We start from the raw sequence: 23,526 nt of genomic DNA on the forward strand, positions 1-23,526 counted from the left end.
TCGTGTCAATAGAAACACCTACTCAAAGCAAAGTAGCGTCCAAGCGGTTCGTTCTGCTCGACAGCTTGCGCGGCTATGCCGCCTTCGCGATCATGATCCTGCATTTTCCTGAGATAAATGGATCTCTCAACACCTATCTGGCTGTAGACTTCTTTCTCATTTTGTCTGGCTTTGTGTTGATGCACGCATACTTTCGCAACCCAGAATTCTCGCTCGTTTCATTTGCACAAGCCAGATTTGCGCGTCTGTACCCATTGCACCTGGTCACTCTGATCGTCTCTGTTCTGATATATATCGCAACGAACGAATACATCGACAAATCCACATTGGCGCTACACGGATTGATGATCCATCATGTTGGGTTGGGACCTGACAAATTCTGGTTCAATTCTCCATCCTGGTCGATCTCTGTCGAATTCTGGGTAAATATTCTGGTCGCACTCGCCTTGGCATTCGGGACCAGAATCCTGGGCTCGATCAAATCATCAATCGTCAACGGCCTGATGATCGTAGTTTCAATCGCGTGTTATGTGACGCTGTTCATAACGCTCGGGCATCTGGACGGACACATTCAGACATTGGCGCCGGCCGTCAGCGCAGGAATGGTCCGTGGGATGGCCTCATTCCTGGCGGGCATCCTGATCTACAAGCTGTACACGCATCTGGACGCGGCCCCCAACCCGGCGCTTCAGCGTGCATTTGGGATGGCAACGCCAATACTGCTTGTACTGTTCGCGATCTGTCTTTGGCTGCCATACATCCATCTGTGGATAGATTTTATCATGCTGCCGCTATTCCTCGCAGTCGTGCTGATCGGCGCGTTCGAGGTCGGATCAAGCGCAAAGCTCGCGATGAAGATCCATCATCTGGGCACCATTTCATTTTCCCTGTATCTCATACACCGTCCAATACAGAAGATCGCCTACCTGATCCTACCGGAAGACACGCCATTGGCCGTAAAAATTCTTCTGATTGTACCGGTCGTACTGGTTCTGGCCCACCTCACCCAAAAATACTTTGAAATGCCCATTTATCGGCGTCTCAAAAAATTACTTCGGGACGCGCCTCTGTTCGCATCAAAATTAAGTACACGCAGCGCTCGGGATTGATCGCCTTCACTCTTCTTCAAAGTCCTTTCCAAAGATAATTTCTAACATCCGGTTTCCGACGAATGACCACTCTCAAACCCGACACGACACTTCCAAAAGTTGCTATCATCACCCCAGTCTACAACGGTGCGGATTTCCTTTTGGAAACACTCGAAAATGTGCAGGCCCAGGACTATCCAAACCTGGTCCATATCGTGCTGGACAATTGTAGCACCGATGGCACAGCTGACATTTTGGAAGCCTTTGAGCCTAAAAATTTTCCTGTGATTGTTCACAAGAACACGCAATTGCTCCCACTGTACTCCAACTGGAATACGGCGATGAGCCATGCTCCAGCAGACGCAAAATATGTAAGGCTTCTTTGTGCGGATGACACAATGTCTTCGAACTGCACGCGAAAAATGGTGGAAGTCGCCGAGACTGATGATGATATCCTGCTGGTCGGAACGAACGTATCCAAGAATGATGACCCGGTCCCATTTGTCTGGCCGGAAGACCAGACTGTTATGGACGGCAAGGAAGTCGTGCGACGCTTCTTCTTGAATCAGATCGGCTTTTTCGCTGTTCATATGTTGATGCGCCGGGATGTCATGGACTGGCGCGATCCGATTTATGATGATCGCTTTACGGGTGCTGACTTCGAATCCGTGCTGGCTATCCTGAAACGCGGAAAATTTGGCATGGTGCACGAACGCCTCGGATGGGTCCGCATTCATGATGGCTCACAAACCGCCGCGACGATTGTCAAAAAGAATACGCATTTTGTAGACTGGCTAAACTCTTTGTATGAACACGGACCGGATGTTCTTACGGAACGGGAGTTCAAACGCGTCACACGTCGGTATTGCAGACACTATTTCCGGCGTGCCCTGCGTTGGAAGAAAGAGTACGGCGCCGAGGCAACCGAACGTCATTTCGCCGCGCTGGAGAAGCAGCGCGGCCCAACAACTTTTGCCACCTATGCCGACGCGTGGTTTGATTGGCTGATGATCAAGGTTGGTGTCCGGAAATACTGGTCCGGCTGGCCATCCTGAGCGCTAGAGAACGGACGATGAATTCTGGACCTCTTCACCCGATTAATGAACCGATGAAAATCGGCTTTCGCGTTGGCACGTTTCCAAAGCTGTCGGAGACCTTCATTCTGGACCAGATTGAAGGAATGATCGCCCGCGGACATCAAGTTTCCATTCTGGCAAACGACCGGGCCAAGCCACAGGAAAAGGCTGTATCGCCTGAAGGATTGCACGACCTCTCCTATGTTCGCTCAGACAATCCTCTCTTGTCCGGACTACAAGATCGACTGCCTTACCGTCTCCGCAGAGCGCTTACCGCCTCGCGCGAGCGCAAGTTCTGCACAGCCAATGATGTTATTATCTGCAACTTTGGCTGGTTTGGCGCTCAAGTACTGGAAAGCGCCAACTCGCTGTCTCCGGCACCAAAAATTCTCACGATCTTCCACGGCGACGATATGTCGAGAAGCTTGCTTGCCAATGGAGGCAATCTGTATTCAGACCTGTTTGATCAGAGACAGATGCTATTGCCGGTCAGTGACTTCTGGTCTGAACGACTTCAGCAATTCGGTGCACGCGAAGAAGACATTTTCGTTCACCGAATGGGCGTGAAGACCGAGAACTTCAAATATGCACCGAAAACTCGATCCAATACCGATCCATTCAAACTTGTCACCGTATGTCGTTTTGTTGAAAAGAAGGGGTTGGAGTACGCAATTCGTGGGTTTGCAAAAGCCGTGAGCCAAGCGCCCGATCTGACAATGCGGTTTGAACTCATAGGCTCCGGTCCGCTCGAAGCATCTCTCAAAGCACTTGTTCGCGACCTNGGCATTTCAGAATTGGTGAGCTTCTCAGGCGCTTTGCCACACAAGGAAGTTGCACACGCGCTAGCCCGGTCTGACGCGCTGGTCCTGCCAAGTGTGGTCTCTGAAGACGGAGATATGGAAGGGATTCCGCTTTCGCTGATGGAGGCCATGGCCAGNGGCGTTGGCGTCATCTCCACCTATCATAGTGGCATTCCGGAACTCATTGAGAATGGTGTATCGGGCCTTCTGGCACGGGAAAAGAACTGTGATCAGATAGCGGATCACATTCTGACCTTGGCCAGGAACCCGGAATTGGCTGTCACTCTCACTCGAAATGCGCGCGAAGTGATTGAAGAAAAATTCAATTCGACCAAGCTCAATGATCAACTCGAAGAATTGTGTAAGCGCGCGCTCACCGATTCGGGCGTCNCGCCCCAAAGCACTGAGTGAGGATCCGTATGTCGGATGGCGTTTCTGTAATACTTCCAACCTACAANCGNTGTACNCTGCTTCAGGAAACCNTGGAGTCTGTGCTCGCGCAATCCNNACAGCCTGCCGAAATCATTGTGGTTGATGACTGCTCGCCTGACGACACAGTTGAGATGCTAGCGACGTATGGCGACAAATTGCGACTGATAACCAAGCAAAGCAATCAAGGAAAAGCCCATTCGATCAATCTGGCACTTTCAGAGTGCCAGCATCCGCTTGTCTGGATCGTTGATGATGACGACCTGATGCATCCGGACGCTCTGCAGACCCTCACAAATTTATTGCAACACAATCCAGAAGCCGGCTTTGCCNATGGNCGCCACGTCCGTTTTTCGATCGACAATGCCGGAAACCGCCAGGAATGGGACACAGGTTACTGGACTGAATGCGCGTCTGAGGAGTTTCTGGTCCGCACAATGGAGGATTTCTTCGTTCACCAGCCGGGCATGATCTTTAAGCGTGCGCTCGTCGACCAATCTGGGCCCTTGAACGAAAATCTCGTTCGCTCTCAAGACTACGATTTCCTGATCCGGCTGGCCCGCGTTGCCTCAGGAGTTGGAACGCAAGACGTTATTTTCTTCCAGCGTCAACACGATGGACTCCGTGGCACGAAGGAAAACAGCTTCTCTGCGACAGAACGCGACAAGAAATGGATGGAATACGACCAGAAGATTTTTCGCGCGCTGAGAGACGATATGGATTTAAGCGAGTTCCTGCCGTCTGGCGAACAGATCCAATCTCCAACCGACAAACGCCGCGCACTGCTTCAAAGNGGCGTAATCATGGGNCGCAAGAAGCTTTGGGACCTAGCAATCCAGGACTTCTCCGATGCAGCGNCANTAGGGGACGCCCCNTTGAGCGATGCCGAGACGCTCACTCTTTCACGCGCATTTTCATCGAAATACGGCTGCGAAGAGATCTTCGATGGCGCATTTCCAATCGCTGAATACAAACAGATATTCGAATCTGTGCCCCTTGGATCTGAGATCTGCAGATCGCTTTCGAACGGGCTTAGATGGCGAGTCCGAGAGGCGCTGTTTAAAGGAAAGATTACCCGCGCATTCTTGTATTCTCGCTTCATGCTGGCTCTGAGACGAGCGCGATAGGCAACCATCGGCTTGCCTGATGGGCTGGCTCGTTTCTTGCTANGATATGCGCAAATGAACACTAGCGGATCGGGACGACATCCATGAAAGTTGTATTGCTCGCAGGCGGCTTCGGCACACGCATCAGTGAAGAAACCAGCATTCGGCCAAAGCCGATGGTTGAAATCGGCGGAAACCCGATCTTGTGGCATATTATGCGCCAGTACGCCGCCCACGGCCTCAAGGATTTCGTCATCTGCGCGGGTTACAAGTCTGATTATATTAGAAATTATTTTCTGAACTATCGCAACACCCGCTCAGACTTCACAATGAACTTGCGGTCCGGCCAAGTAGAGTTTCATGAAACCGAAGCTGAAGACTGGAATGTTACGGTGGTCGACACAGGCCTGAATACGATGACAGGCGGCCGCATCAAGGCAGCGCGGCGCTACATCGGCGACGAACCGTTCTGCGTGACCTATGGTGACGGCGTTTCGAATGTGAACATCACGGATCTCATCGAAAAGCACAAAGCATCGAATGCCTACGCGACGCTGACAGCGGTGGTTCAGCCCGGTCGTTTCGGTGGTCTCAGCCTGGATTCCCAGACCGGTGCGGTTCGGTCGTTCCGCGAGAAGGCCGCAGAAGATGGAAACGTCATCAATGGCGGCTTTTTCGTCTGCGAGCCCGAGGTTTTCGACTATATTGATGGTCCGGACACAATTTGGGAACGAGACCCACTCGAACGCCTGGTNTCTGACAANAAGCTCAACGCCTACCGTCACTTCGGCTTCTGGCAGCCGATGGATACGCTCAGAGACAGGAACTACCTTGAAGGCCTTTGGGAGAAAGGCGATGCCCCATGGGCACCTGAGCAGTTGATGGGCAAGAGCTGACTTCCAGCAATCCTGATATGGCACAATTTGCGCGCTCAGGCCGTCCCGTCACGACAATCTGCTAGTATTCATGGCGCATTCGATACCAGTTTGTAGAATCCACGTTTCGACCCTCCGCCCGAAAGGTACCCATGCATGTCCAAAGGACTGATGAGCTCAGCAGGAAAGGCCGCCGCGTGGAGCGCCGTGGGGAGCTGGGCCGGACTGGTCGGCAGCATGCTGTCGCTGGTCGTATTGGCGCGCCTATTGGCTCCTACCGACTTTGGCATATACGGGTTTGTGCTGGTGACGTTGGCCATTCCCGAAGCGATCGCCTGCAACAGCCTGAATGAATCGCTTATTCAACGGCAAGAATTGACTAGGGGGCACTCAAACTCCGTCTTTGGCTTGTCGTTCTTTTTCGCAGCGCTGTTCTTTGTGATCATCGCGGTTTCCGCTCCGATGATCGAGGCATTTTTCGGACAGGAGGGCTTGACCCCATTCCTGTGGGTTATGTCCGCAGGTCTCTTTGTGGGAGCTTTCACTGCAGTCCCGGCCGGCCATCTCCAGCGACGTCTCGCATTCAAGCAAATTGCCCTCGTCGACGTGGTGGGCACCCTCGTAGCGGCGATTGTGGGCATTGTACTCGCGATAGTGCTCCAGAACGCTTGGGCGCTGCTCATTATGGAGTTGTCGCGTCGAATCGTTCGAATGCTGGCTTTTTGGTGGTTCGACCGGTGGATGCCTTCTCTCTCCTTCTCCATCTCTAACTTGAAGGATCTTGCGGCTTTCAACTTCGCCTCGGTAAGCCTTCGCCTTATCACCGTGCTTGAGAAAAGCATTCCCCAGGCTGTTATTGGCATGTTTCTCGGACCTGCAGCGCTCGGAATGTTCAATCTTGCAATGCGCGTTCAAGAGCAAGCCGGGACCGCCCTGATNTCTCCTTTCGGCGCGATTGCCCTGCCCTTTGCATCGAAATCCCAAGCCAACCGCGAATTGCTCCACAAGCTGTTGCGCGGTGCAATAACGGTCGCAACTTTTGTCGCCTACCCCGCATTTCTCGGTGCAGTTGCTATCGCGCCCGTCGCTGTACCAATCGTCTTTGGAGAGCAGTGGATCGGCGCAATTGGCGCAATTCAGATCTCGTTGCTGATCGGGATTCGCCGCCCGACATCTACATTCGACGCGGGCGTGCTAAAAGGCGTCGGTCGCCCGGATCTGGTATTGAAGATCGCGCTGATCTGTCTGGCAACGATGATTGCCCTCCCATATGTTGCGCCATATGGTCTTGAAGCGATCATGTGGCTAATCTGGGCACAGAAGATGATTGGCTGGGTACTCGGTGCGCTCGCCGTTCAGCGNGTGGTTGGATTTTCCATCAAGCAGCAAGTTTTCGCTGGGGCATCCGCCTTGCTCGCATCGATCATCATGGCGGGCGCTGTCATTCTTACGTCGGCTCGAATTCCCGAGCACGTGGATGACATAGCAAAATTATTACTTTTGGTTGTGCTGGGCGCGCTGACTTATCCGCTGGTGTTGCTAATCGTTTCACCTCGCACCACCCTTCGTCGTATCAGGGCACTGGTCCTACTCTTCGCCGGGAAGAAGGAGCGCGCCCTACAGACAATGATGAATTCGCCAGACAATGACGAGTCGTCCAACTTTGCCCCTGAGGTTTCAGATGCGGCAAAATCTTGATCCCTCCAAAGTCGCCATTGTCATTCCACTGTACAATGACGAACCACATATCGAACGCGCAATTCTCAGTGCGCTTAAGCAAGAGTGCCCCAGTGGCATCTCTCTCGAGGTCATTGTCGTCGATGACTGTTCGACGGATTCTGGTTATGAGATTGCGAAAAGTCTGGAAGATGTTCACCCCAACCTGAGAGTGTTGAAGCAATCAATTAATCAGGGCCCATCCGCTGCGCGAAATCTCGCATTGTCTCAAACAGATGCTGGCTGGTTCACGCCGCAGGACAGCGATGACATTGTTTTGCCAGACCGCCTGTCGAAACTTCTGGCCACTGCAATCGAAAACAATCTTGATTGGGTGGCAGACAATCTTCTCATTTCGCAGGAAGCGTCCCCACAATCGATAGAACGCAACCTTTGGCCAGAAAAGCCCGACGGTCCGATTCCGCTTACAGCCGAGTTCTTTGTAGAGCGATCATTTGAAGTCGAAACGCCTCGATCCGAACTCGGTTTTATCAAACCTCTCTTCAATCGGTTAGCCATGAAAGATGGCGACTCGCCTTATCTCAACGAACTACGATTTGGCGAAGACTTTGAACTTTACACACGCCTTCTCCTGGACGGTACCAAAGCCTGGTTGATTGACCCTTGCGGCTACTATCTCGTCCAACGAGCAGGATCAGCATCTCACTCGCAAGCTGGGCGTGACCATCGCAGGCTTGCCGCAATTTCAGCACGCATGTCGAAAAGGCCGGGGATCTCGCCAGATGCGAAATCAGCACTGAAGGCTCATGCCGCTTACTCGCAGCGCGAAGCCGCAATCTGGGCGTGGATGGACGGTGTCCGACAACGCGACGTTTCATTAACGCTGTCTGCATTTAGCTTTTCAGTAGATGCGTCCCTGAATCTTCTGGGCACAATCATGAAGCAAGTTCTCAGAAAGCTGCTGCCAGCCCGCAGCATCACAGAATAATCCAATTCTCGCCGGATTCATCCGCAAGATGGCTTACCATGACAGGTGAATTGAGAATCGCGTCTTAAAGGCGCTTTAAGGAATGACCGGTCTATATACGTTCATGAATGAGGTGAACCCGTCTCTTGCTAGGACACGCTCCATGATGAATTTGGCGACTCAAACCAGCGTTATCGGGACTTATCGGGATCAGCCGAAAACGGACACGCATGGTGTGAACAAATGGCCAGTTTGGCTGCGCATCCTGGTGATCGTCTGCCTCAGCTCAGCGCTTTGGACAGGTATCATTGCTGGCGTTGCAGCAATCCTCTAGTTCTCTCACCTACCCGCCAGTGCACTAAGCGGCGCTTCTGTTTCCCGTGATAAATACCGGCATTTCTCCTACGCGCTTCCTGCGTACGGGAGATAGTGTAGCAGCTGCGCCGATATACAAAAGATTCAAGGCCGTATTGAAGCTGGACCAAGCAGTAGATTCTGTGAACGTCGAAACGAACACGATGCCTCCGAAAACAAGCCAAGCCGACATCTCAAGAGAAGTTTGCTGGAAAAACTGTAGCAGAAGCCTGTAGCCGCACCACGCCCACATCAACAGGTAGAGAGCCAATCCGATATACCCCAGATGCACGCGAACCTCGAGATACGCGTTGTGGAACGTCAGTTGGGTTCCGTAGGGCTTGAAGTCTGTCTCGTTGATAGACTGCGCTGCACCGTTTGAGATGTGCCAGAAGCCCGAATGGCCATGCCCGATCCAGGGATGTTCAGCTGCGGCAACTTCACCCGCGGCCCAGATAGCGGTTCGGCCTGTGAATGTAGAATCCTTGCCCAGCGCAGCGAGGAAGTCCTGCAGGTAGGATTGATGCGTCTGGTTGAGCACGAACATCGCACCCAACAGAATGGCTGAAAAAGCCGTCAAAACCAGAAGCGACCGAAGGTGGCGAATACGGCTGATCGAGACCCAAAGAAACTTAACACCCATAAGGCCAGCAATACCTATCGCGGCGAACACCAAGGCAGTGGCCGACGGCGCCCGCAACATGAACAGAAGTGCGACGGGAAACGCGACAGCTGCGAGCATGCGCGTCCAAGGCCAAGATTTGTCGTTCAACAACGTCGTTAGGCTAAGCAAAGCCACAAGGAGCATTTGCTGTGCAAAATAGTTTTTCTGAGGATACGGGCCGCCTGCATGCATGGTGTCGTAATAAGGCGCGCAAACAACAAGTGCGGCAACTCCAGCGAAAAACATGCAGCGCAAGATAGTCGAGATATCAAACCGCGCGATCGTGATTAAGGCTACAATTGGCGTGAGCAGGAACAGCAATGCCGTGCGCAAGGCATCTCCTGTAAAGGGAGACCATGCCACTGACATCAGACCGAACAGCTGAATCGGAAAAAGTGGCCACGCCTTGAGCATGACCGGGATAATTTCATCCTTGTAAAGGAACAGCTGTGCGACAAACCACAAGACGATCAAATATCTTAGGGGCGTCTCCATTGGCAGCGGAACGAACGCATTTAGGAACCATATAGAAAGAAGCGCTTGCTCCCAAAAAGGAATCTTGCGCGGCTCTTCATATACAGTAGCCATGACAAGCGCATCGCGGTCATCAGCAGGAATACGACTTACGATGTTCATGTCGCGCTCTCCCCCCCAAGGCTCGTCCTTACGACATCACGCATGAAGCCAGCTGGCTGAATAAAGATGTCCTCGGGTAACGCATTCAAGACATTCACATATCGGGTTATCTCACTTCGATCAGAAACGAGTTTTTCGATCAGTTTGGGTAACTCCGTCTCCAGTGGTTCCTCGACCACAAAACCGCAGCCATGCCGTTGCAGCCACGCCGCAGTCTCAGTGCCCGCAGGCGCGATGGAGGGCGTTGCGTAGTAGCCGCCTTCATATATGCGGTTTGGTAGCAACCAGACCGAGTTGTATCCCGCTTCCATGAAATCACCTGCCCAGACGACGTCCAGCGAGGCATAAATTCCCGACAAGTCTTCAGGCGATTGATAGCTGCCGAAATATCGCACGTTCTGGCGCGCATCAATTTCAGGCTCAAACACTGGAATTTCTGTTCGGGCCGGCAGCCCGTGGAGATGAACCTCTACTGCGTGAGGGAAAGCATCGGCCAATGCGCATAGAAGATTGAATGATCGTTGGCATCTCAAATTGCCGACCCAACCAAGGGTGATTTTTTTTGATGCTGCGCTTTCTGAACATACCTCACCGCGCGGACGAGGTCCAAAGTCAGCATCCGCGCTGAGCCGGTTTTCAACGAGGTAAGCCTTGTACTGACCAGCATAGTACCGCTCAAAATGGTTCTTGATAAAACCGGGAGAACTAACCACCAGCGCTCGGCTACGTTTCAGCAAAGATCTTTCCAAAAATCGCACTGTCCGTCCGACAATGTCTTTGCGAACCAGCAATCGGTGCACATCAAGGCTCTCATAAATGACCGGTGTGTCCAATTTTGCGTAGCGCTTCGCTAGAAATGCACAAGCCAACATGTCCAGATTACGAGCGTAGATCAGGTCAGCATCCGCGAGCTTTTCCCTGTGGGCAGCAGCCTTTCTCGCCCCTTTGAACACCTGTGCAATCCGTTGAAGAAAAGCGCCATCGCGAGTTTTGCCAAGATCGACATTCTCCCATTCGGGGTCGCTATCTCGGCGGCGCATCATGAAACCCGTAACTTCCAGACCGTCTCCGACAAAGGATTTGACCCGGCGACGCACGGCCGCATCGGCCGCGTCGTGTCCGAAGAAGGCAATCCTGGTCATTACAAAATCCAATTCTCGCCAGAGGCCAAAGCCCCCACACCGCACCTCAGTTCGCGTCGACCTTTTCNGCAGCNCCGGTTTTATGGTCGGCAAGACTCGGAGGNGTTTGAATGGCCGTAGGCTGAATTTTCCCACTCTTNGACTTCTTGGAACCGCCGCGCATAAAGGAGAAGAGAGAAGGTTTGCTCTCCATCTGATAGTACTTCCGGTANGCATCGTAGCTNGCACCCGGATCACTGTAATGACGACGACGATTGAGATTGACCATGTTTAGTGTCACGCCGAGCAGGTCTGCTTGGAACGATTTCAACAATGCGAGAGACTGACGTGCCGCGGCACGTGTCGTATGCCTCCAACGGACAACCAAGATCGTTTTATCGGTTTTCCCGGCCACAACACGAGCCTCTGCCATCAACAATAGCGGGCCTGTGTCAATCAGAATAAGATCGTACATTGACCGCAGACGAACCAACAAGTCGTCGAACGCTCGCGTACCGAACACATCATGCGGCGTGTGCCCAGTCAACGACAGGGGCAGGATGTCGAGCATGCTCTTCGGATCTTTTGCAATTGCATCAGACAGCTGACCAGCTCCGAATAGATACTCAATAAATCCGACTTCGGGCTTGAGACCGGCGGCTTCGGTCAACTGACGGCGACGGAAGTCGCCATCAATAACCAGTGTGCGAGCCCCGGACATTGCTGACATCCGACCAAGTGCGAGCGTCAAACTGGTTTTACCTTCATCCGGCAGCGAAGACGTAATCGCTACCGTCTTTGTTTCGCTATCAAGGTCAGAGAACGCGATGGCTGCACGCAAATACCTCACACTCTCGGCAAAGGCAGATAGCGGGTTCTCTATTAGATACTCAGCCGGGTTGGTTTGCGTAAAGCCGAGCGCGTTGGTGGTACGAATGAGTGGCACCGATCCGATCGCATTCTGGCGCAGCTTTTTCTCGATGTCCTCGGTGGAGGAAATTTTCATATCCAGCAGCTCAGCCAGAAGTGCCAGTCCTGCGCCCAGCATTCCGCCGAGAATTGCACCAATCAACAGGTTCAATTTCGTGCGAGGCGAACTTGGGTGTTTTGGAACCGATGCTTGCGACAGGATCACCGCATCAGGTTGAACCAGGCCATCCTGCTCTCGCGTTTCCTTGGAGCGTGAAATGAACTCCTCATACAGGACGCGGCTGGTCTCCGCATCGCGCTCCAACTCACGCAGGCGCACCATGGCCAGGCTGTTGCCGCGCAACTTCGCGTTTGAATTATTGATCTGCGACTGGAGACGTCCGACCTGATCCCGGCGAACCCGAACTTCGTTTTCCAGATTCGTCGCAATGCGGTTCATTTCATTCTCGATCTGGCGTTCGATATCGGCTTGTTCTGCACGCGCACCAATCAATTCTGGGTGCTGCGGACCGAGACGAGTCTCAAGGTCTCCAACGCGACCACGCACAGTAGAGAGTTGTTGTTTGAGGCTGGTGATCAGTGGAGATTCCAGAACTTCGGAAATACCATCCACACCTGCACCCCCATCAATTTGGCGACGCATGCTGTCATATCGAGACCGAACACGATTCAGTTCGACTTCGGCCTGGGTTTTCTGCGTGGTTAAATAGGCGATATTCTGCTCAGTGAGCGTGTTGCCCATCGCCGTTTCCATGTCGTTGTCAGCGATAAATTTAGCAACTCGATTTTCTTTTTCTTCAACCTCTTCCCGAAGTGCGAATACCCGGTCAGACAACCACTCGGTAGCGCGCCGCGTGGCATCCAGTTTGGTTTCAAGCTGTTGGACACGGTATTGATCTGCGATGGCATTTGCCAGTCGTGCGGCTGTTTCAGGCGACTCGCTCGTAACCTCCACATTGATCAGGTAAGTCGTACCTACTCGAGATACGCCTACGCTACCCATGAGTTTGGCTACAGCACTTTCGAGAAGTGCATTTTCCCGCTCATCGACACTCATCCCTTCAAACGGATCTTCTTCTGTCGTGTCGACCCCCAGAAAGCCAAGAAAGCTATCCGACAGACTACCGAGCACACTCGTTTCCGGTTCTCTGAGCGTCCAATTGAACTCTGGATCTTCGACCAGCTTTTGCTTCACCGCCACCTTGGTGAGCAAAGATTTGGACTTCATGATCATGACTTCGGTATCGATCACTGCCGTACTTACAGCCAACCCACTAAGCACGCTTCCAAGATCAATGACGTTCTGCTGCTCCGTATCAAGCTGAACGATTGAGCTCGCCTTGTAGAGCGGCACCTGATTGAATGTCATGTAGGCGACCAGCGAAAATACCGCCAGAAAGCTCAGCGCAATCAGCCAGAATCGGCGATAGACCGCAGCCAATAGGGACTTGAGGTCCGTAGGCATGGTGTTGCCATCGGAATCCGCTTCTGCGGGTACCTGGGTCGGAAGCTCAAAGCTGAAAGTCTTGGTCAAGATACTATACCGAAAGTTGGAGTTGACGCTGAATTTGGAGCGGCCCAAGGTTCAGGCCGCTCCATTTTGGATTAAGGGAACACGCGGACAGAAATGCCGAGCAAATCTGCACTGTAATCCTGATTGCCGACAACCGCGGAACCATCGCGCTCACGCTCCACGTGTCGCGCGAATGCATTCAGATGCACACGTTTATTCATCTTGTACGTGCCAATCACGCCAAAATCAGTAACGTCTTCATCACGGTCGACTTCATCATATTCGTAGTTCTCGATGTTTCCGTATCCGGAAAGAATGATGTTCCGATACAACTCATGATCAACACGAACGCCGAAATTGGTCTGGACCGAACTGGCGGTATTCACAACACCACTATCAACCGTTCGGCGACCGCCATTGAACGACACTGTCGTCAGGCGGGTCGGGAACCACTCGACATTGGCGTCGACAGCAAGACCGTCATTGTCCTCAAAGAAAGCGTCGTCCATCTCTTGCGAGAGAAAACCGATCGCGATGTCTCCGCGGACCAGAGAGTTCAGCTCGAAGTCGACACCACCGGACAGCGTATATGTATCGGAGTCGCGTGAACGCGCGACACCATCAACAATGACGTTGTTATCATACTCGCGCTGATCCAGAACGCCCTGTCCAAAGATGGCAAGGTTCGGCGTAAGCGCGTAGCTAAGCCGGGAATAGAACCGGTTGTCGGTGCGATCACGGAAATCCTGGTCAATCGGCACACCTGTGATCGTGGATGCATCATCATAATCGACTTCCGCAATCGTAAGCACATTGGCCCAACGGATCCGGTCGTTCGAGTAGTTCGCATTCACATCAAAGCCAGTCCGCGTGAATTCAATCGGCTCGCCCAATCCGGACGTGTTCGAAGGATCAGAATACCGATCCGTTGATTTCTGGTAGAAGGCTGCGCCCCCGAAGGAAAACTCCCGCGTCACATCGATGCGACCACGAAGACGACCATTCAGATTAGTGAACGATTGATCGCCGTAGTCTTGATACTCCTGATGGACCGCTGAGACGTCCACACCAACCTCGTGTACGCTCCAATTTGTACGCGCAGAGAGGTTTGCGCCTACTTCAGCAATCGTATCAGACTCCTCATCTGTGCTCGTGCCAAGCGCGTTGCTCGTGTATCCGAGTCCAGCATGGGCATTGGAGTTTACGGTAAGGGCTCCAAGCCGGATGGGCTCCGGGTCAAACTCCGGCTGGTTACGGTCGGTGACCGATTCATACTTATCGCGGCTATAATAGTCGCCAGACTGCGCATGTGCGACACCCGTAGCGGCCAACACCAACGCTCCTGTTGCGACACCTGCAAGGCCCGCACGCTTGATTTCCAACATTTCCACCTCTTCCCTGGAACTCGATCTCCGGTTCATCCTACCGGAATGTTTACCAAAACAATGAAGCAAGACCCATACCACTTTTATTGCCTTTGGTGAGCCATCCTTAGCGAAGTACGGTGAGGATCAGGTAATTAAACTAGAACAAATTCGATCGATTACAGGGAGGCCGATCGTGGACGGCGACTGCGTTCGGCCTCTCCTACACCTGTGTTCTGCAGTATTTTATGCAGAATGCAGAAAGCCCGGAGCGCAAGAAACGGCGCCCCGGGCTAAGTTGTAACAATCGTTATGGCAGAAGTTAATTATTGCACAGCTTCGTCTGAAGGTTAGCCGAAGCCGTGTTCGCTATCTGCCTTACTCCGCTGCTGCAGGTAGATCCATTTCAGACAGGGCGGTGTAGCGCTTCAAATGGTGATCAACATTACCGAATTCGGCATCAATCATGGTGAGGCGCTTGAAGTAGTGCCCAACTGCCAACTCGTCAGTCATGCCCATACCGCCATGAATTTGCACAGCTTCCTGGCCGACAAAGCGACCCGCTTGGCCGATGCGCACTTTCGCAGCTGACGCGGCTTTCTTGCGAGTCACCTCGTCCTCATCGAGCTTCAAAGTCGCCATGTAAGTCATGGAGATTGACTGCTCGTGTTCCATGAACATGTCGACCATGCGATGCTGCAGCACCTGGAACTTGCCGATGGCCACACCAAACTGCTTACGCTGACGGGAATAATCCACTGTCATGGCGTGAGCCACCTTCATGGCGCCACACGCTTCTGCACAGATTGCCGCAATGGCCTCATCGGTCACCGTCTCAATCAGTGGCAGTCCGTTGTCGACTTCGCCGATCACGGCTTCCGCACCAACGGCGACATTTTCGAAGTAAACTTCGGATGCCCGGCGGCCATCCACGGTCGGATAGTCGCGTGTGCTGATGCCTTGGGCGTCCTTCGCAACCACGAATACTGTAACGCCGTTGCTGTCACGACGGTCGCCGGACGTACGCGCCGTTACGATGAAGTGGGTGGCCCAAGGCGCACCGACAACGACAGCCTTGTGCCCGTTTAGGACAAAGCCGGCACCGTCTTTCTTCGCGGTTGTTTCAAGATCTGCCAGGTTGTAGCGACCACGCGGCTCTGCATATGCGAAGGCAAAGATGTTCTCGCCAGACATCACGCCGGAGAGATATTCCTCCTTTTGTGCGTCACTGCCGCGCTTCAGGAAACCGCCGCCACAAACAACGCTTGGCACGTATGGCTCGACGACGAGCCCTTTGCCGAACTCTTCCATGACAACCATCGCATCGATCGGGCCGCCGCCAAGGCCGCCATCTTCTTCGCTGAAAGGAGCCATCAGCAAGCCGAGCTCAGCGAACTGCGCCCACATTTCCGGACGCCAGCCAGACTCGGACTGAACGACCTTGCGACGGGTTTCGAAGTCGTATTGTTCCCGGATCAGCCTGGAAAGGCTGTCGCGGATCATGGTTTGCTCTTCGGTGAAATTGAAGTCCATCTTGTATCCTCCCTGCCTCGTACGCCTTACAGGCCGAGGATCATCTTCGAAATAATGTTGCGCTGAATTTCATTCGATCCACCATAGATCGATGTCTTGCGCATATTGAAATATGACTCAGCTGCGAAGTTGGCGTGGTCTGGACCAACGCCAAAACCTTCGTTGCCAGTCGCTTCCATGCCGTACCCATAAGGCGCGCCATAATAGCCAACCGCTTCAAGCGTAAGCTCAGTCAGACGCTGTTGAATCTCGGTCCCTTTAACTTTCAGGATCGAGCTTTCAGGTCCCGGCCCCTTGCCTGCAGCTTCTGATGCCAGCGTGCGCAGCTCTGTGAACTCAAGCGCGGTCAGATCGATTTCCAGCTGGCTGATCTTGCGAGCAAAATCCTGGGTTTCAATCAGTGGTGTGCCGTCAACCGTTTCTTCGGAAGCAATGTTGCGCAGACGCTCAACGCCGCGCTTCGAGCGGGCGACACCGGCAATACCGGACCGTTCATGTGCGAGCAGGAATTTAGCGTAGGTCCAACCTTCGTTTTCCTTGCCAACAAGATTTTCGACTGGCACGCGGACATCCGTCAGCCAGGTCTCATTCACCTCGTGGGTGCCGTCGATCAGCTTGATTGGTTTCACTTCAATGCCCGGCGTATTCATATCGACGAGAATGAAGCTGATGCCTTCCTGCGGCTTTTTCGCGTCTGGGTCCGTGCGGCACAGGAAGAAGCCCCAATCGGCATGCTGCGCCAGAGTGGTCCAGGTTTTCTGGCCATTGATCACGTAATGATCGCCATCGCGGACGGCCGTGGTCTTCAGGCTGGCGAGGTCGGAACCAGCGCCCGGCTCGGAATAGCCCTGACACCACCAGACATCGCCGGACAGGATACCCGGCAGGTGGCGCTCTTTCTGCTCTTCGTTTCCGAATGTGTAGATCACCGGCCCAACCATCGAGACACCGAATGGCAGCGGCATCAGCGCATCAACGCGCGCATTTTCTTCTGACCAGATGTAGCGCTGGGTCGATGTCCAACCTGTGCCGCCATATTTTTCTGGCCAAGCCGGCGCAGACCAGCCTTTTTTGCCGAGCACCTTGTGCCAGGCCAGGAATTCCTCGCGCGTGAGATCTTCACGCGTTCCAATTCCATCCAGTTCCTTTGGATAATTATCGCGAATGAATTCGCGGACTTCATTACGGAAGGCAATTTCTTCCGGCGTAAAATCGAGATTCATGACGGCTCCTCACTGTGCGCTGACTGCGCATCATTCTTGCCCCCTCTATTTCCGCCATTTTGGAACAAAGGCAAGGTGACGTGAGCGTAAACGTCAGGTTCTCGTCGCGTCAGGTCGCACTTGCTCCCTCGGGCTCAGCGATGAAGGGGGCACACGCTGTTTTAAGAAGACCAATCGCCGTGGCCGACCCGAGACCACCACCAGTCTGGAACTCAAGCTGAAGCAAGGGCTGCAAGCCCAGTCGCTCCATCGCTGCCTCGTGGGCAGGCCGCCTCGTGACGTGAGACGCGATACAGTGACTGATCGCCTTCGGCTCAATCGCGTGCACAACCGCCGCCGCAATTGTGGTGGCGAATCCATCCAGCACCACCGGGATACCCTGATGGCGCGCGGCGATGATCGCGCCGACGCACGCCGCCAGTTCACGCCCCCCCACATGCCGCAAAGCCTGCAACGGATCGGATAAATGCCCGCGATGCAATGCGAGCGCGCGGGCGACAACATCTACGCGCCGCTCCACCAGTTCAGCGGTCGTCTGATTGCTTGGACGGACCCAATAGTCCGGCGCGCCGCCATACAGGGCGCAAGCCACGGCGGCAGCAGCGGTGCCCACACCCGCGCCAGAAACCGCTAGCGCCAGCAGGTCCGGCTTGTCTTCCGCGGTTTCGAACCCGTAGGCGATCGTCGCAGCGCACTCTCGCTCCGACATGGCCGGGCTCTCGGCAATGCTTTGCGTAGGCTTGTCAATTGCGAGGTCATAAACGCGAATATTCGCACCAGATTGGGTCGCGATGGCCGACAAGGGCGCCTTGCCTTCCCGCAGAGCATCGACGTGTGCGCGCGTGTCGTCTGGACTGGACAGGGAAACGCCCTCTGATGCCAGGCCGTGAGAACTGGCAAAAACAGCCAGGAAAGGCTTTTCGATCCGGGGAGGAAACCTGCCCTGCCATTTTGCCAGCCAGGCCGCCGCCTCGCCGAGGCGGCCAAAATCCCCCTCACGCCCCATGCCGAGAAGTGCATCCCGCACTTTCCGCGCGGGTGCGGCATCGGGTTCGGGCGCGTTCCGGATCAGGGAACGGGCGTCTTCCAGAGGTGAAATTTCCTGGGTCGACTCACTCAAGGGAAACGCTCCGTCTTAATATTCAAACTGCTTGTTCTTATAACAGAAAACAAACCCAATCGGCGACAAGGTTTTGTTACTGAATTCATGGGATTGTCTTGCACACACTCGATCGCTGATTACCCTATATCCATGACCGCTCAAGCCATCAAATCGCCCTGTATCAAAGTTTGTGCTGTAGACGCCTCTACAGGACTCTGTCTCGGGTGCGCGCGAACGCTCAAGGAAATTGGGGGATGGGTAAAAATGGGGGAAGAAGGACGTGAGCAGGTGCTTGCGGATCTGCCTGCGCGGATCTCCCGCCTCGAGTCCCTCGGCAAGCGTTAGGAGCCGGCACGATGTCACCACAGAAAACCATACTGGCCGGTTTCGGCATCGCTGTGGCGCTTTCGGCCATCGTCAGTTTCATCATTGCCCCAAAAATGGAGCAGCATCGCACTGAGCTTGCAACGATGACACCGGAGGCCGCGCCTGCCCCCACCGAAAAGCGAACGTCGGTTCGCTTCGCCAATGCCGCAATCATCGATCGCGAAGATGATGGACACTACTGGACGCGCGCAGAAGTCCACGGCACCGCGGTCAAATTCATGGTGGATACCGGTGCCAGCACGGTGGCCCTCACGTATCGGGATGCCCAGCGCCTGGGCCTTAATCCTGAAACCCTCGACTATCGCTGGGAAATCCGGACCGCTGGCGGCATTACGCACGGCGCCGCTGTAACGCTGGACAGCATTCGCATCGGACAGGTTGAGATTGAACAGGTGGGCGCAATGATCCTGAAAGACGGGCTGGAACAGTCGCTGCTGGGCATGACCTTTCTTGGCGAACTTTACTCGTATGAATTCAAGCAAAGCCAGCTGATCATACGCCGGTAATCAGCGCACCGTTGCGGCCTTTGCCAACGCCGATCTCCCAGGCGAATCGTTCCTCATCGCCAGCCCAACGGGCATAGGCTACGCGCCCCTCAAGGCCTGCTGCGTCCATCAGATCCCGATACCAATAAACAGCGCCCGCATTCAGCCTTTGCGGGTGGACGCCCCATAGCAGGCAAGCAGTGCGAAGCCTCTGATCGTCCAATGAACCATACAGGATCGGTGCCTTGCCACGCACACGCGCGAACCGGGCCAGACGGTCGAAGGCTCCCGTTCTCAGGGCCAGCGCAGTTGCGCCTTCTGCCTCTGCCATGCCCTGTGATGTCTCTGCGACGACATCAATCGCCGTTTGTGCGGGTTGGTCCCCAGAGAATTGCTCCAGGGAACGACGATAGTCTTCGGCGCTCTCGGTCGCACGAATGATCCGCGACATGATGGCGACAGTTGTCGCCGGATGTCGCCCAACCGCAGTTTCCCCTGACAGCATCACCGCATCCGCGCCCTGATAGATCGCCGTGGCGACATCAGACGCCTCTGCGCGTGTGGGCGCGGCGTTCTCGATCATGGATTCCAGCATCTGCGTTGCCACGATGACAGGCCGACCCAAGCCCCGCGCGCAGCGAACGATGCGGCGCTGGATCACCGGGACATCTTCGGGCGCGTATTCGACGCCCAGATCTCCCCGGGCGACCATGACGGCATCAGCCGCGGCGACAATCGGCTCAAGATTATCGATCGCGGCAGGCTTCTCCAGCTTTGCAACCAAGGGCGCGCGACCCTTGATGATCGCTTTGACTTCTTCAATGTCTTCAACAGTTTGGACAAATGACAATGCGACCAAATCCACGCCGATTTCCATTGCGAAATCGAGATCAGCCCTGTCTTTCTCCGTCAGGGCGCGCACAGGCAGCGCCTTGCCGCGCACCGTAAAGCCCTTCTTGTCTGTCAGTTTTCCAGGCACCTCCGCGCGAACCCTGGGCGCATCGCCAGCCTGCGTGACGGTGAACATGAGCTTACCATCATCCACAAGGATAACGTCGCCCTCTTCCAGTATTTCGACGATCTCGGCGTGAGGCACAGGGATAGTGTCGTCGGCATCTGTCGTTTCTGCGGCAACAACGGCGTATTCTTTCTGGTATCGCAGGCGCAGTTCGCCGCCGGGCAGCGAACCGACTCTCACTTTTGGTCCCTGCAAGTCGCCGAGTGTCGCCAAAGGTCGCCCGGTTTCTTTCTCTGCCGCGCGAACCGCCTCCAACGCCGCCTTGTGCGCGCTGTGTTCGCCATGACTGAAGTTCAGGCGAAACACGTCAACGCCGGCATACGCCAAAGCCAGCACTTCCTTGGGCGAGCGACTGCCCGGCCCAAGGGTCGCCACGATCTTTGCATTCTCACCAATCAGAGTCTTACCAGTCATTCCGCCCTCCCGATGACAAGGTTGACACAGCTACTATACGAGTCCGCCGGAACTGGCCAGTCAGCGTTGCGCGAAGTCTGTTCGGAAAAAATATGCGACTGGTTGCATCCAATAGATCGAGTCGGTGCATCTGACTTCAAAAGAGGAGTTTTCATGAAATCAGCCATCATTGCCCTGTCAGCCCTTATCGCGATTGCGCTTCCAAACGCCGTCGCAGAAGATGCCCCAGAGCCAAGAAACAACCCGGTTCAGATAATGGTGCTCGGCACTTATCATTTCGGAAACCCCGGTCTTGATCTGGTCAACACCGAGGCGGACGATGTGCTTCTGCCAAAGCGGCAGGCTGAACTAGAAACACTGGCTGACCGCTTGCTGGAGTTTCAGCCCACAGCGATTGCGATCGAAAGTATCCGCCGGACAGATGATGCGCTTGACCCAGAGTTTCCTGACTTCACGCCTGATGACCTGACCCGCCAACGTAATGAGAGCGTGCAAATCGGCTACCGCGTGGCGCACGCGGCTGGCCTGGACCGCGTCTATGCTGTGGATACGCAAGAGGGCGAGATTTCCTATTTCCCTTTTGACCGGGTTGAAGCGTTTGCCGAACGGACCAATCGCCAGAACGAGATCACCTCAAAAATCGAAACCATCAAAGCTCAGGCAGAAGCCATGATGCGTGACCAGGCAACGACTCCGATTGCCGAGATGCTTGCCCGGCAGAATGAGCCGGGCCTGATTGATGAGATGCATTCCGGATTCTACTATGGCCTGCTCAACATGACCGACGCCGAGGACAATGCCGGCGCCGCGCTCAATTATGGCTGGTATGCCCGCAACGCAGAAATCTTTGCCAACATCGCAGAAATCTCACAGCCCGGTGACCGGATCCTGGTCATCTACGGATCAGGTCACAATTACTGGCTCCGCCACTTTGCCGAAGAAACGCCTGGCTTCGCCCTGGTCGAACCGAACCCCTACCTGGTCGACTAGTCCACAGCAAACGGATCATAATTCAGGATCGGCGCCAACCACCGCTCGGCCTTGCGGGTATCCCACCCCTTGCGCCGGGCGTAATCCTCAACCTGATCCTTTTCGATACGGCCGACAGCGAAGTACACGCTTTCCGGATGTGCGAAATACAGGCCGGAAACGCTGGCCGCAGGAGTCATTGCGAAGCTTGAGGTGAGCTCAACACCGATGCGGTCTTCGGCTTCCAGCAATTTGAACAGGGTTTCCTTCTCGGAGTGTTCCGGCTGGCTCGGATAGCCCGGCGCGGGACGAATCCCCCGATACTTCTCCTTGATCAGCTCAGCGTTGCCGAGGTCTTCATCAGGCGCATATCCCCAAAGCTCCTTGCGAACACGCTCGTGCATGTATTCCGCCATCGCCTCAGCAAACCGGTCAGCCAACGCCTTGACCATGATGGAGGAATAGTCGTCCCGCTTCTCTATGAATTCCTTGGCAATTTCCTCCGCCTGCGGACCGGCAGTTACACAGAAGCCACCAATCCAGTCATCGCCCTCTGGCGCAACAAAGTCTGACATCGCAAAGTTCGGACGCGTATTGTCTTTCACCATTTGCTGCCGCAACGTATGAAACACCTCGCCCGATTGAAGGTGAATGTCGTCGCCGACTGAATTGGCCTTCCAGAAGCCGACAACCGCCTTCGGCTTGAGCCACGCCTCACCGACCAGCTGCTGCATCATGCCTTGTGTATCATTCCACAAGCTTGTCGCCGCTTCGCCCACAATCTTGTCTTCGAGAATTTGCGGGAACTGTCCGGCAAGATCCCACGCGGAGAAATACGGCGTCCAGTCAATGTACCGGGCAAGCGTTGCCAGATCGATGTCTTCGAAAGTCCTGACACCCTCGAAACTTGGCGCAGGAGGCGTGTAGCTGTCCCAGTCCAGTTTCAGGCGCGCCTCTCTTGCCTGTTCGATCGGCAGGCGCGGCTTGGGCGGGCCGCCGGACCTCGCTTCGCGCATTCGTTCGTAGCGGGCCTTGGTCTGAGTCACAAAGCCGGGCTTGTCGTCTTCGCTGAGCAGTGTGCTGACAACGCCGACAGCGCGGCTGGCGTCAGAGACATGAACCACAGGCGCACAACGGATGACCGGATCAATCTTTACCGCCGTATGCGCCGGGCTGGTGGTCGCGCCACCAATCAGGAGGGGCTGCACCATGCCGCGACGTTCCATTTCGGCTGCCACATAGACCATTTCATCAAGGCTTGGCGTGATGAGACCAGACAGGCCGATCACATCAACGTTCTCCTTTATGGCCGTATCCAGAATGGTTTCAGCAGGCACCATGACGCCTAGGTCAAGAATTTCATAGCCATTACACGCCAGCACAACGCCAACGATGTTCTTGCCGATATCGTGTACGTCCCCTTTCACCGTGGCCATCAGAACCTTGCCATTGGAAACGTCGACCGTGCCAAGACGCTGTTTTTCCTCTTCCATGAACGGCTCAAGCCACGCCACCGCCTGTTTCATCACACGCGCGGATTTCACCACTTGCGGCAGGAACATCTTGCCAGATCCGAACAGGTCTCCGACGACATTCATGCCGTCCATAAGTGGCCCTTCGATAACGTGCAGCGGGCGCTCCGATGCCAGACGCGCCTCTTCCGTATCGGCATCAATGAATTCGGTTATGCCGTGGACCAGAGCGTACTCAAGACGTTTGGCGACCGGAGCCTCCCGCCAGGACAAATCCTTCTCTGCGGTCTTGCCCTTCTGGCCCTTGAAGCCTTCGGCAACCT

Annotated in this window: 20 protein-coding genes; 11 read left to right on the forward strand and 9 right to left on the reverse strand. The window is 54.6% G+C overall.

Annotated elements, in window-relative coordinates; genetic code table 11:
• Positions 1-2 precede the first annotated feature (2 nt).
• The 8 genes from CBB91_RS09610 to CBB91_RS09645 all read left to right on the forward strand — a co-directional run bounded on the left by CBB91_RS09610 (position 3) and on the right by CBB91_RS09645 (position 8,352).
• The gene (locus CBB91_RS09610) at positions 3-1,109 is read left to right on the forward strand and encodes an acyltransferase (protein WP_273013791.1); all 1,107 of its coding nucleotides are present in this window, start codon (positions 3-5) and stop codon (positions 1,107-1,109) included.
• Positions 1,110-1,171: 62 nt separating this feature from the next.
• Complete coding sequence (locus tag CBB91_RS09615) at positions 1,172-2,143, forward strand: glycosyltransferase (protein WP_273013793.1); 972 nt, start codon at positions 1,172-1,174, stop codon at positions 2,141-2,143.
• 53 nt (positions 2,144-2,196) lie between these two features.
• Positions 2,197-3,375, forward strand: a complete 1,179-nt coding sequence (locus CBB91_RS09620) for a glycosyltransferase (RefSeq protein ID WP_273013795.1) — start codon at positions 2,197-2,199, stop codon at positions 3,373-3,375.
• 8 nt (positions 3,376-3,383) lie between these two features.
• On the forward strand, positions 3,384-4,520 hold the full coding sequence (locus CBB91_RS09625) for a glycosyltransferase family 2 protein (protein WP_273013797.1): 1,137 nt from the start codon (positions 3,384-3,386) through the stop codon (positions 4,518-4,520).
• Positions 4,521-4,603: 83 nt separating this feature from the next.
• Complete coding sequence (rfbF, locus tag CBB91_RS09630) at positions 4,604-5,395, forward strand: glucose-1-phosphate cytidylyltransferase (protein ID WP_273013799.1); 792 nt, start codon at positions 4,604-4,606, stop codon at positions 5,393-5,395.
• A 135-nt stretch (positions 5,396-5,530) separates the two neighbouring features.
• Positions 5,531-7,072: a lipopolysaccharide biosynthesis protein gene (locus tag CBB91_RS09635; protein WP_273013801.1), complete on the forward strand. Its 1,542-nt coding sequence runs from the start codon at positions 5,531-5,533 to the stop codon at positions 7,070-7,072.
• The gene (locus tag CBB91_RS09640) at positions 7,056-8,039 is read left to right on the forward strand and encodes a glycosyltransferase family 2 protein (RefSeq protein ID WP_273013803.1); all 984 of its coding nucleotides are present in this window, start codon (positions 7,056-7,058) and stop codon (positions 8,037-8,039) included. The genes CBB91_RS09635 and CBB91_RS09640 overlap by 17 nt, the downstream gene beginning before the upstream one ends.
• Positions 8,040-8,121: 82 nt before the next feature.
• A complete protein-coding gene (locus CBB91_RS09645) occupies positions 8,122-8,352 on the forward strand; it encodes a hypothetical protein (RefSeq protein ID WP_273013804.1) in 231 nt (76 codons plus the stop codon).
• A gap of 24 nt (positions 8,353-8,376) precedes the next feature.
• Here the strand turns inward: CBB91_RS09645 and CBB91_RS09650 are convergent, their stop codons facing one another.
• The 7 genes from CBB91_RS09650 to CBB91_RS09680 all read right to left on the reverse strand — a co-directional run bounded on the left by CBB91_RS09650 (position 8,377) and on the right by CBB91_RS09680 (position 18,476).
• A complete protein-coding gene (locus CBB91_RS09650; RefSeq protein ID WP_273013806.1) occupies positions 8,377-9,672 on the reverse strand; it encodes an O-antigen ligase family protein in 1,296 nt (431 codons plus the stop codon).
• Positions 9,669-10,715 (reverse strand): hypothetical protein, encoded by a 1,047-nt coding sequence (locus CBB91_RS09655; RefSeq protein ID WP_273013808.1) that lies wholly within the window; start codon positions 10,713-10,715, stop codon positions 9,669-9,671. The genes CBB91_RS09650 and CBB91_RS09655 overlap by 4 nt, the downstream gene beginning before the upstream one ends.
• A 145-nt stretch (positions 10,716-10,860) precedes the next feature.
• The gene (locus CBB91_RS09660) at positions 10,861-13,257 is read right to left on the reverse strand and encodes a GNVR domain-containing protein (protein ID WP_155841930.1); all 2,397 of its coding nucleotides are present in this window, start codon (positions 13,255-13,257) and stop codon (positions 10,861-10,863) included.
• A 71-nt stretch (positions 13,258-13,328) separates the two neighbouring features.
• Positions 13,329-14,621, reverse strand: coding sequence for an outer membrane beta-barrel protein (locus CBB91_RS09665; protein WP_273013810.1), 1,293 nt, complete (start codon positions 14,619-14,621; stop codon positions 13,329-13,331).
• Between the two features lie 357 nt (positions 14,622-14,978).
• Positions 14,979-16,133, reverse strand: a complete 1,155-nt coding sequence (locus tag CBB91_RS09670; protein ID WP_035553819.1) for an acyl-CoA dehydrogenase family protein — start codon at positions 16,131-16,133, stop codon at positions 14,979-14,981.
• 26 nt (positions 16,134-16,159) lie between these two features.
• A complete protein-coding gene (locus CBB91_RS09675; RefSeq protein ID WP_035553822.1) occupies positions 16,160-17,356 on the reverse strand; it encodes an acyl-CoA dehydrogenase family protein in 1,197 nt (398 codons plus the stop codon).
• 109 nt (positions 17,357-17,465) lie between these two features.
• Positions 17,466-18,476 (reverse strand): nicotinate-nucleotide--dimethylbenzimidazole phosphoribosyltransferase, encoded by a 1,011-nt coding sequence (locus CBB91_RS09680; RefSeq protein ID WP_273013814.1) that lies wholly within the window; start codon positions 18,474-18,476, stop codon positions 17,466-17,468.
• Between the two features lie 132 nt (positions 18,477-18,608).
• On the opposite strand from CBB91_RS09680, the gene CBB91_RS09685 reads away from it, so the two are divergent.
• Together CBB91_RS09685 and CBB91_RS09690 are read left to right on the forward strand one after the other, a co-directional pair.
• The gene (locus CBB91_RS09685; protein WP_081806204.1) at positions 18,609-18,803 is read left to right on the forward strand and encodes a DUF1289 domain-containing protein; all 195 of its coding nucleotides are present in this window, start codon (positions 18,609-18,611) and stop codon (positions 18,801-18,803) included.
• Between the two features lie 11 nt (positions 18,804-18,814).
• Complete coding sequence (locus CBB91_RS09690) at positions 18,815-19,351, forward strand: TIGR02281 family clan AA aspartic protease (protein WP_051602802.1); 537 nt, start codon at positions 18,815-18,817, stop codon at positions 19,349-19,351.
• Here CBB91_RS09690 and pyk read toward each other — a convergent pair.
• A complete protein-coding gene (gene pyk / locus CBB91_RS09695) occupies positions 19,338-20,762 on the reverse strand; it encodes a pyruvate kinase (protein ID WP_273013816.1) in 1,425 nt (474 codons plus the stop codon). The two genes, CBB91_RS09690 and pyk, sit on opposite strands and share 14 nt — an antisense overlap.
• 153 nt (positions 20,763-20,915) lie before the next feature.
• On the opposite strand from pyk, the gene CBB91_RS09700 reads away from it, so the two are divergent.
• Positions 20,916-21,752, forward strand: a complete 837-nt coding sequence (locus CBB91_RS09700; RefSeq protein ID WP_272982812.1) for a DUF5694 domain-containing protein — start codon at positions 20,916-20,918, stop codon at positions 21,750-21,752.
• Here the strand turns inward: CBB91_RS09700 and CBB91_RS09705 are convergent.
• Positions 21,749-23,526 (reverse strand): vitamin B12 dependent-methionine synthase activation domain-containing protein (locus CBB91_RS09705; RefSeq protein ID WP_273013818.1); only part of this gene is annotated, 1,778 nt, incomplete at its 5' end. The genes CBB91_RS09700 and CBB91_RS09705 overlap by 4 nt on opposite strands.

The organism is Hyphomonas sp. TMED31, from assembly GCF_002172815.1.
GTDB classification, from domain to species: domain Bacteria; phylum Pseudomonadota; class Alphaproteobacteria; order Caulobacterales; family Hyphomonadaceae; genus Hyphomonas; species Hyphomonas atlantica.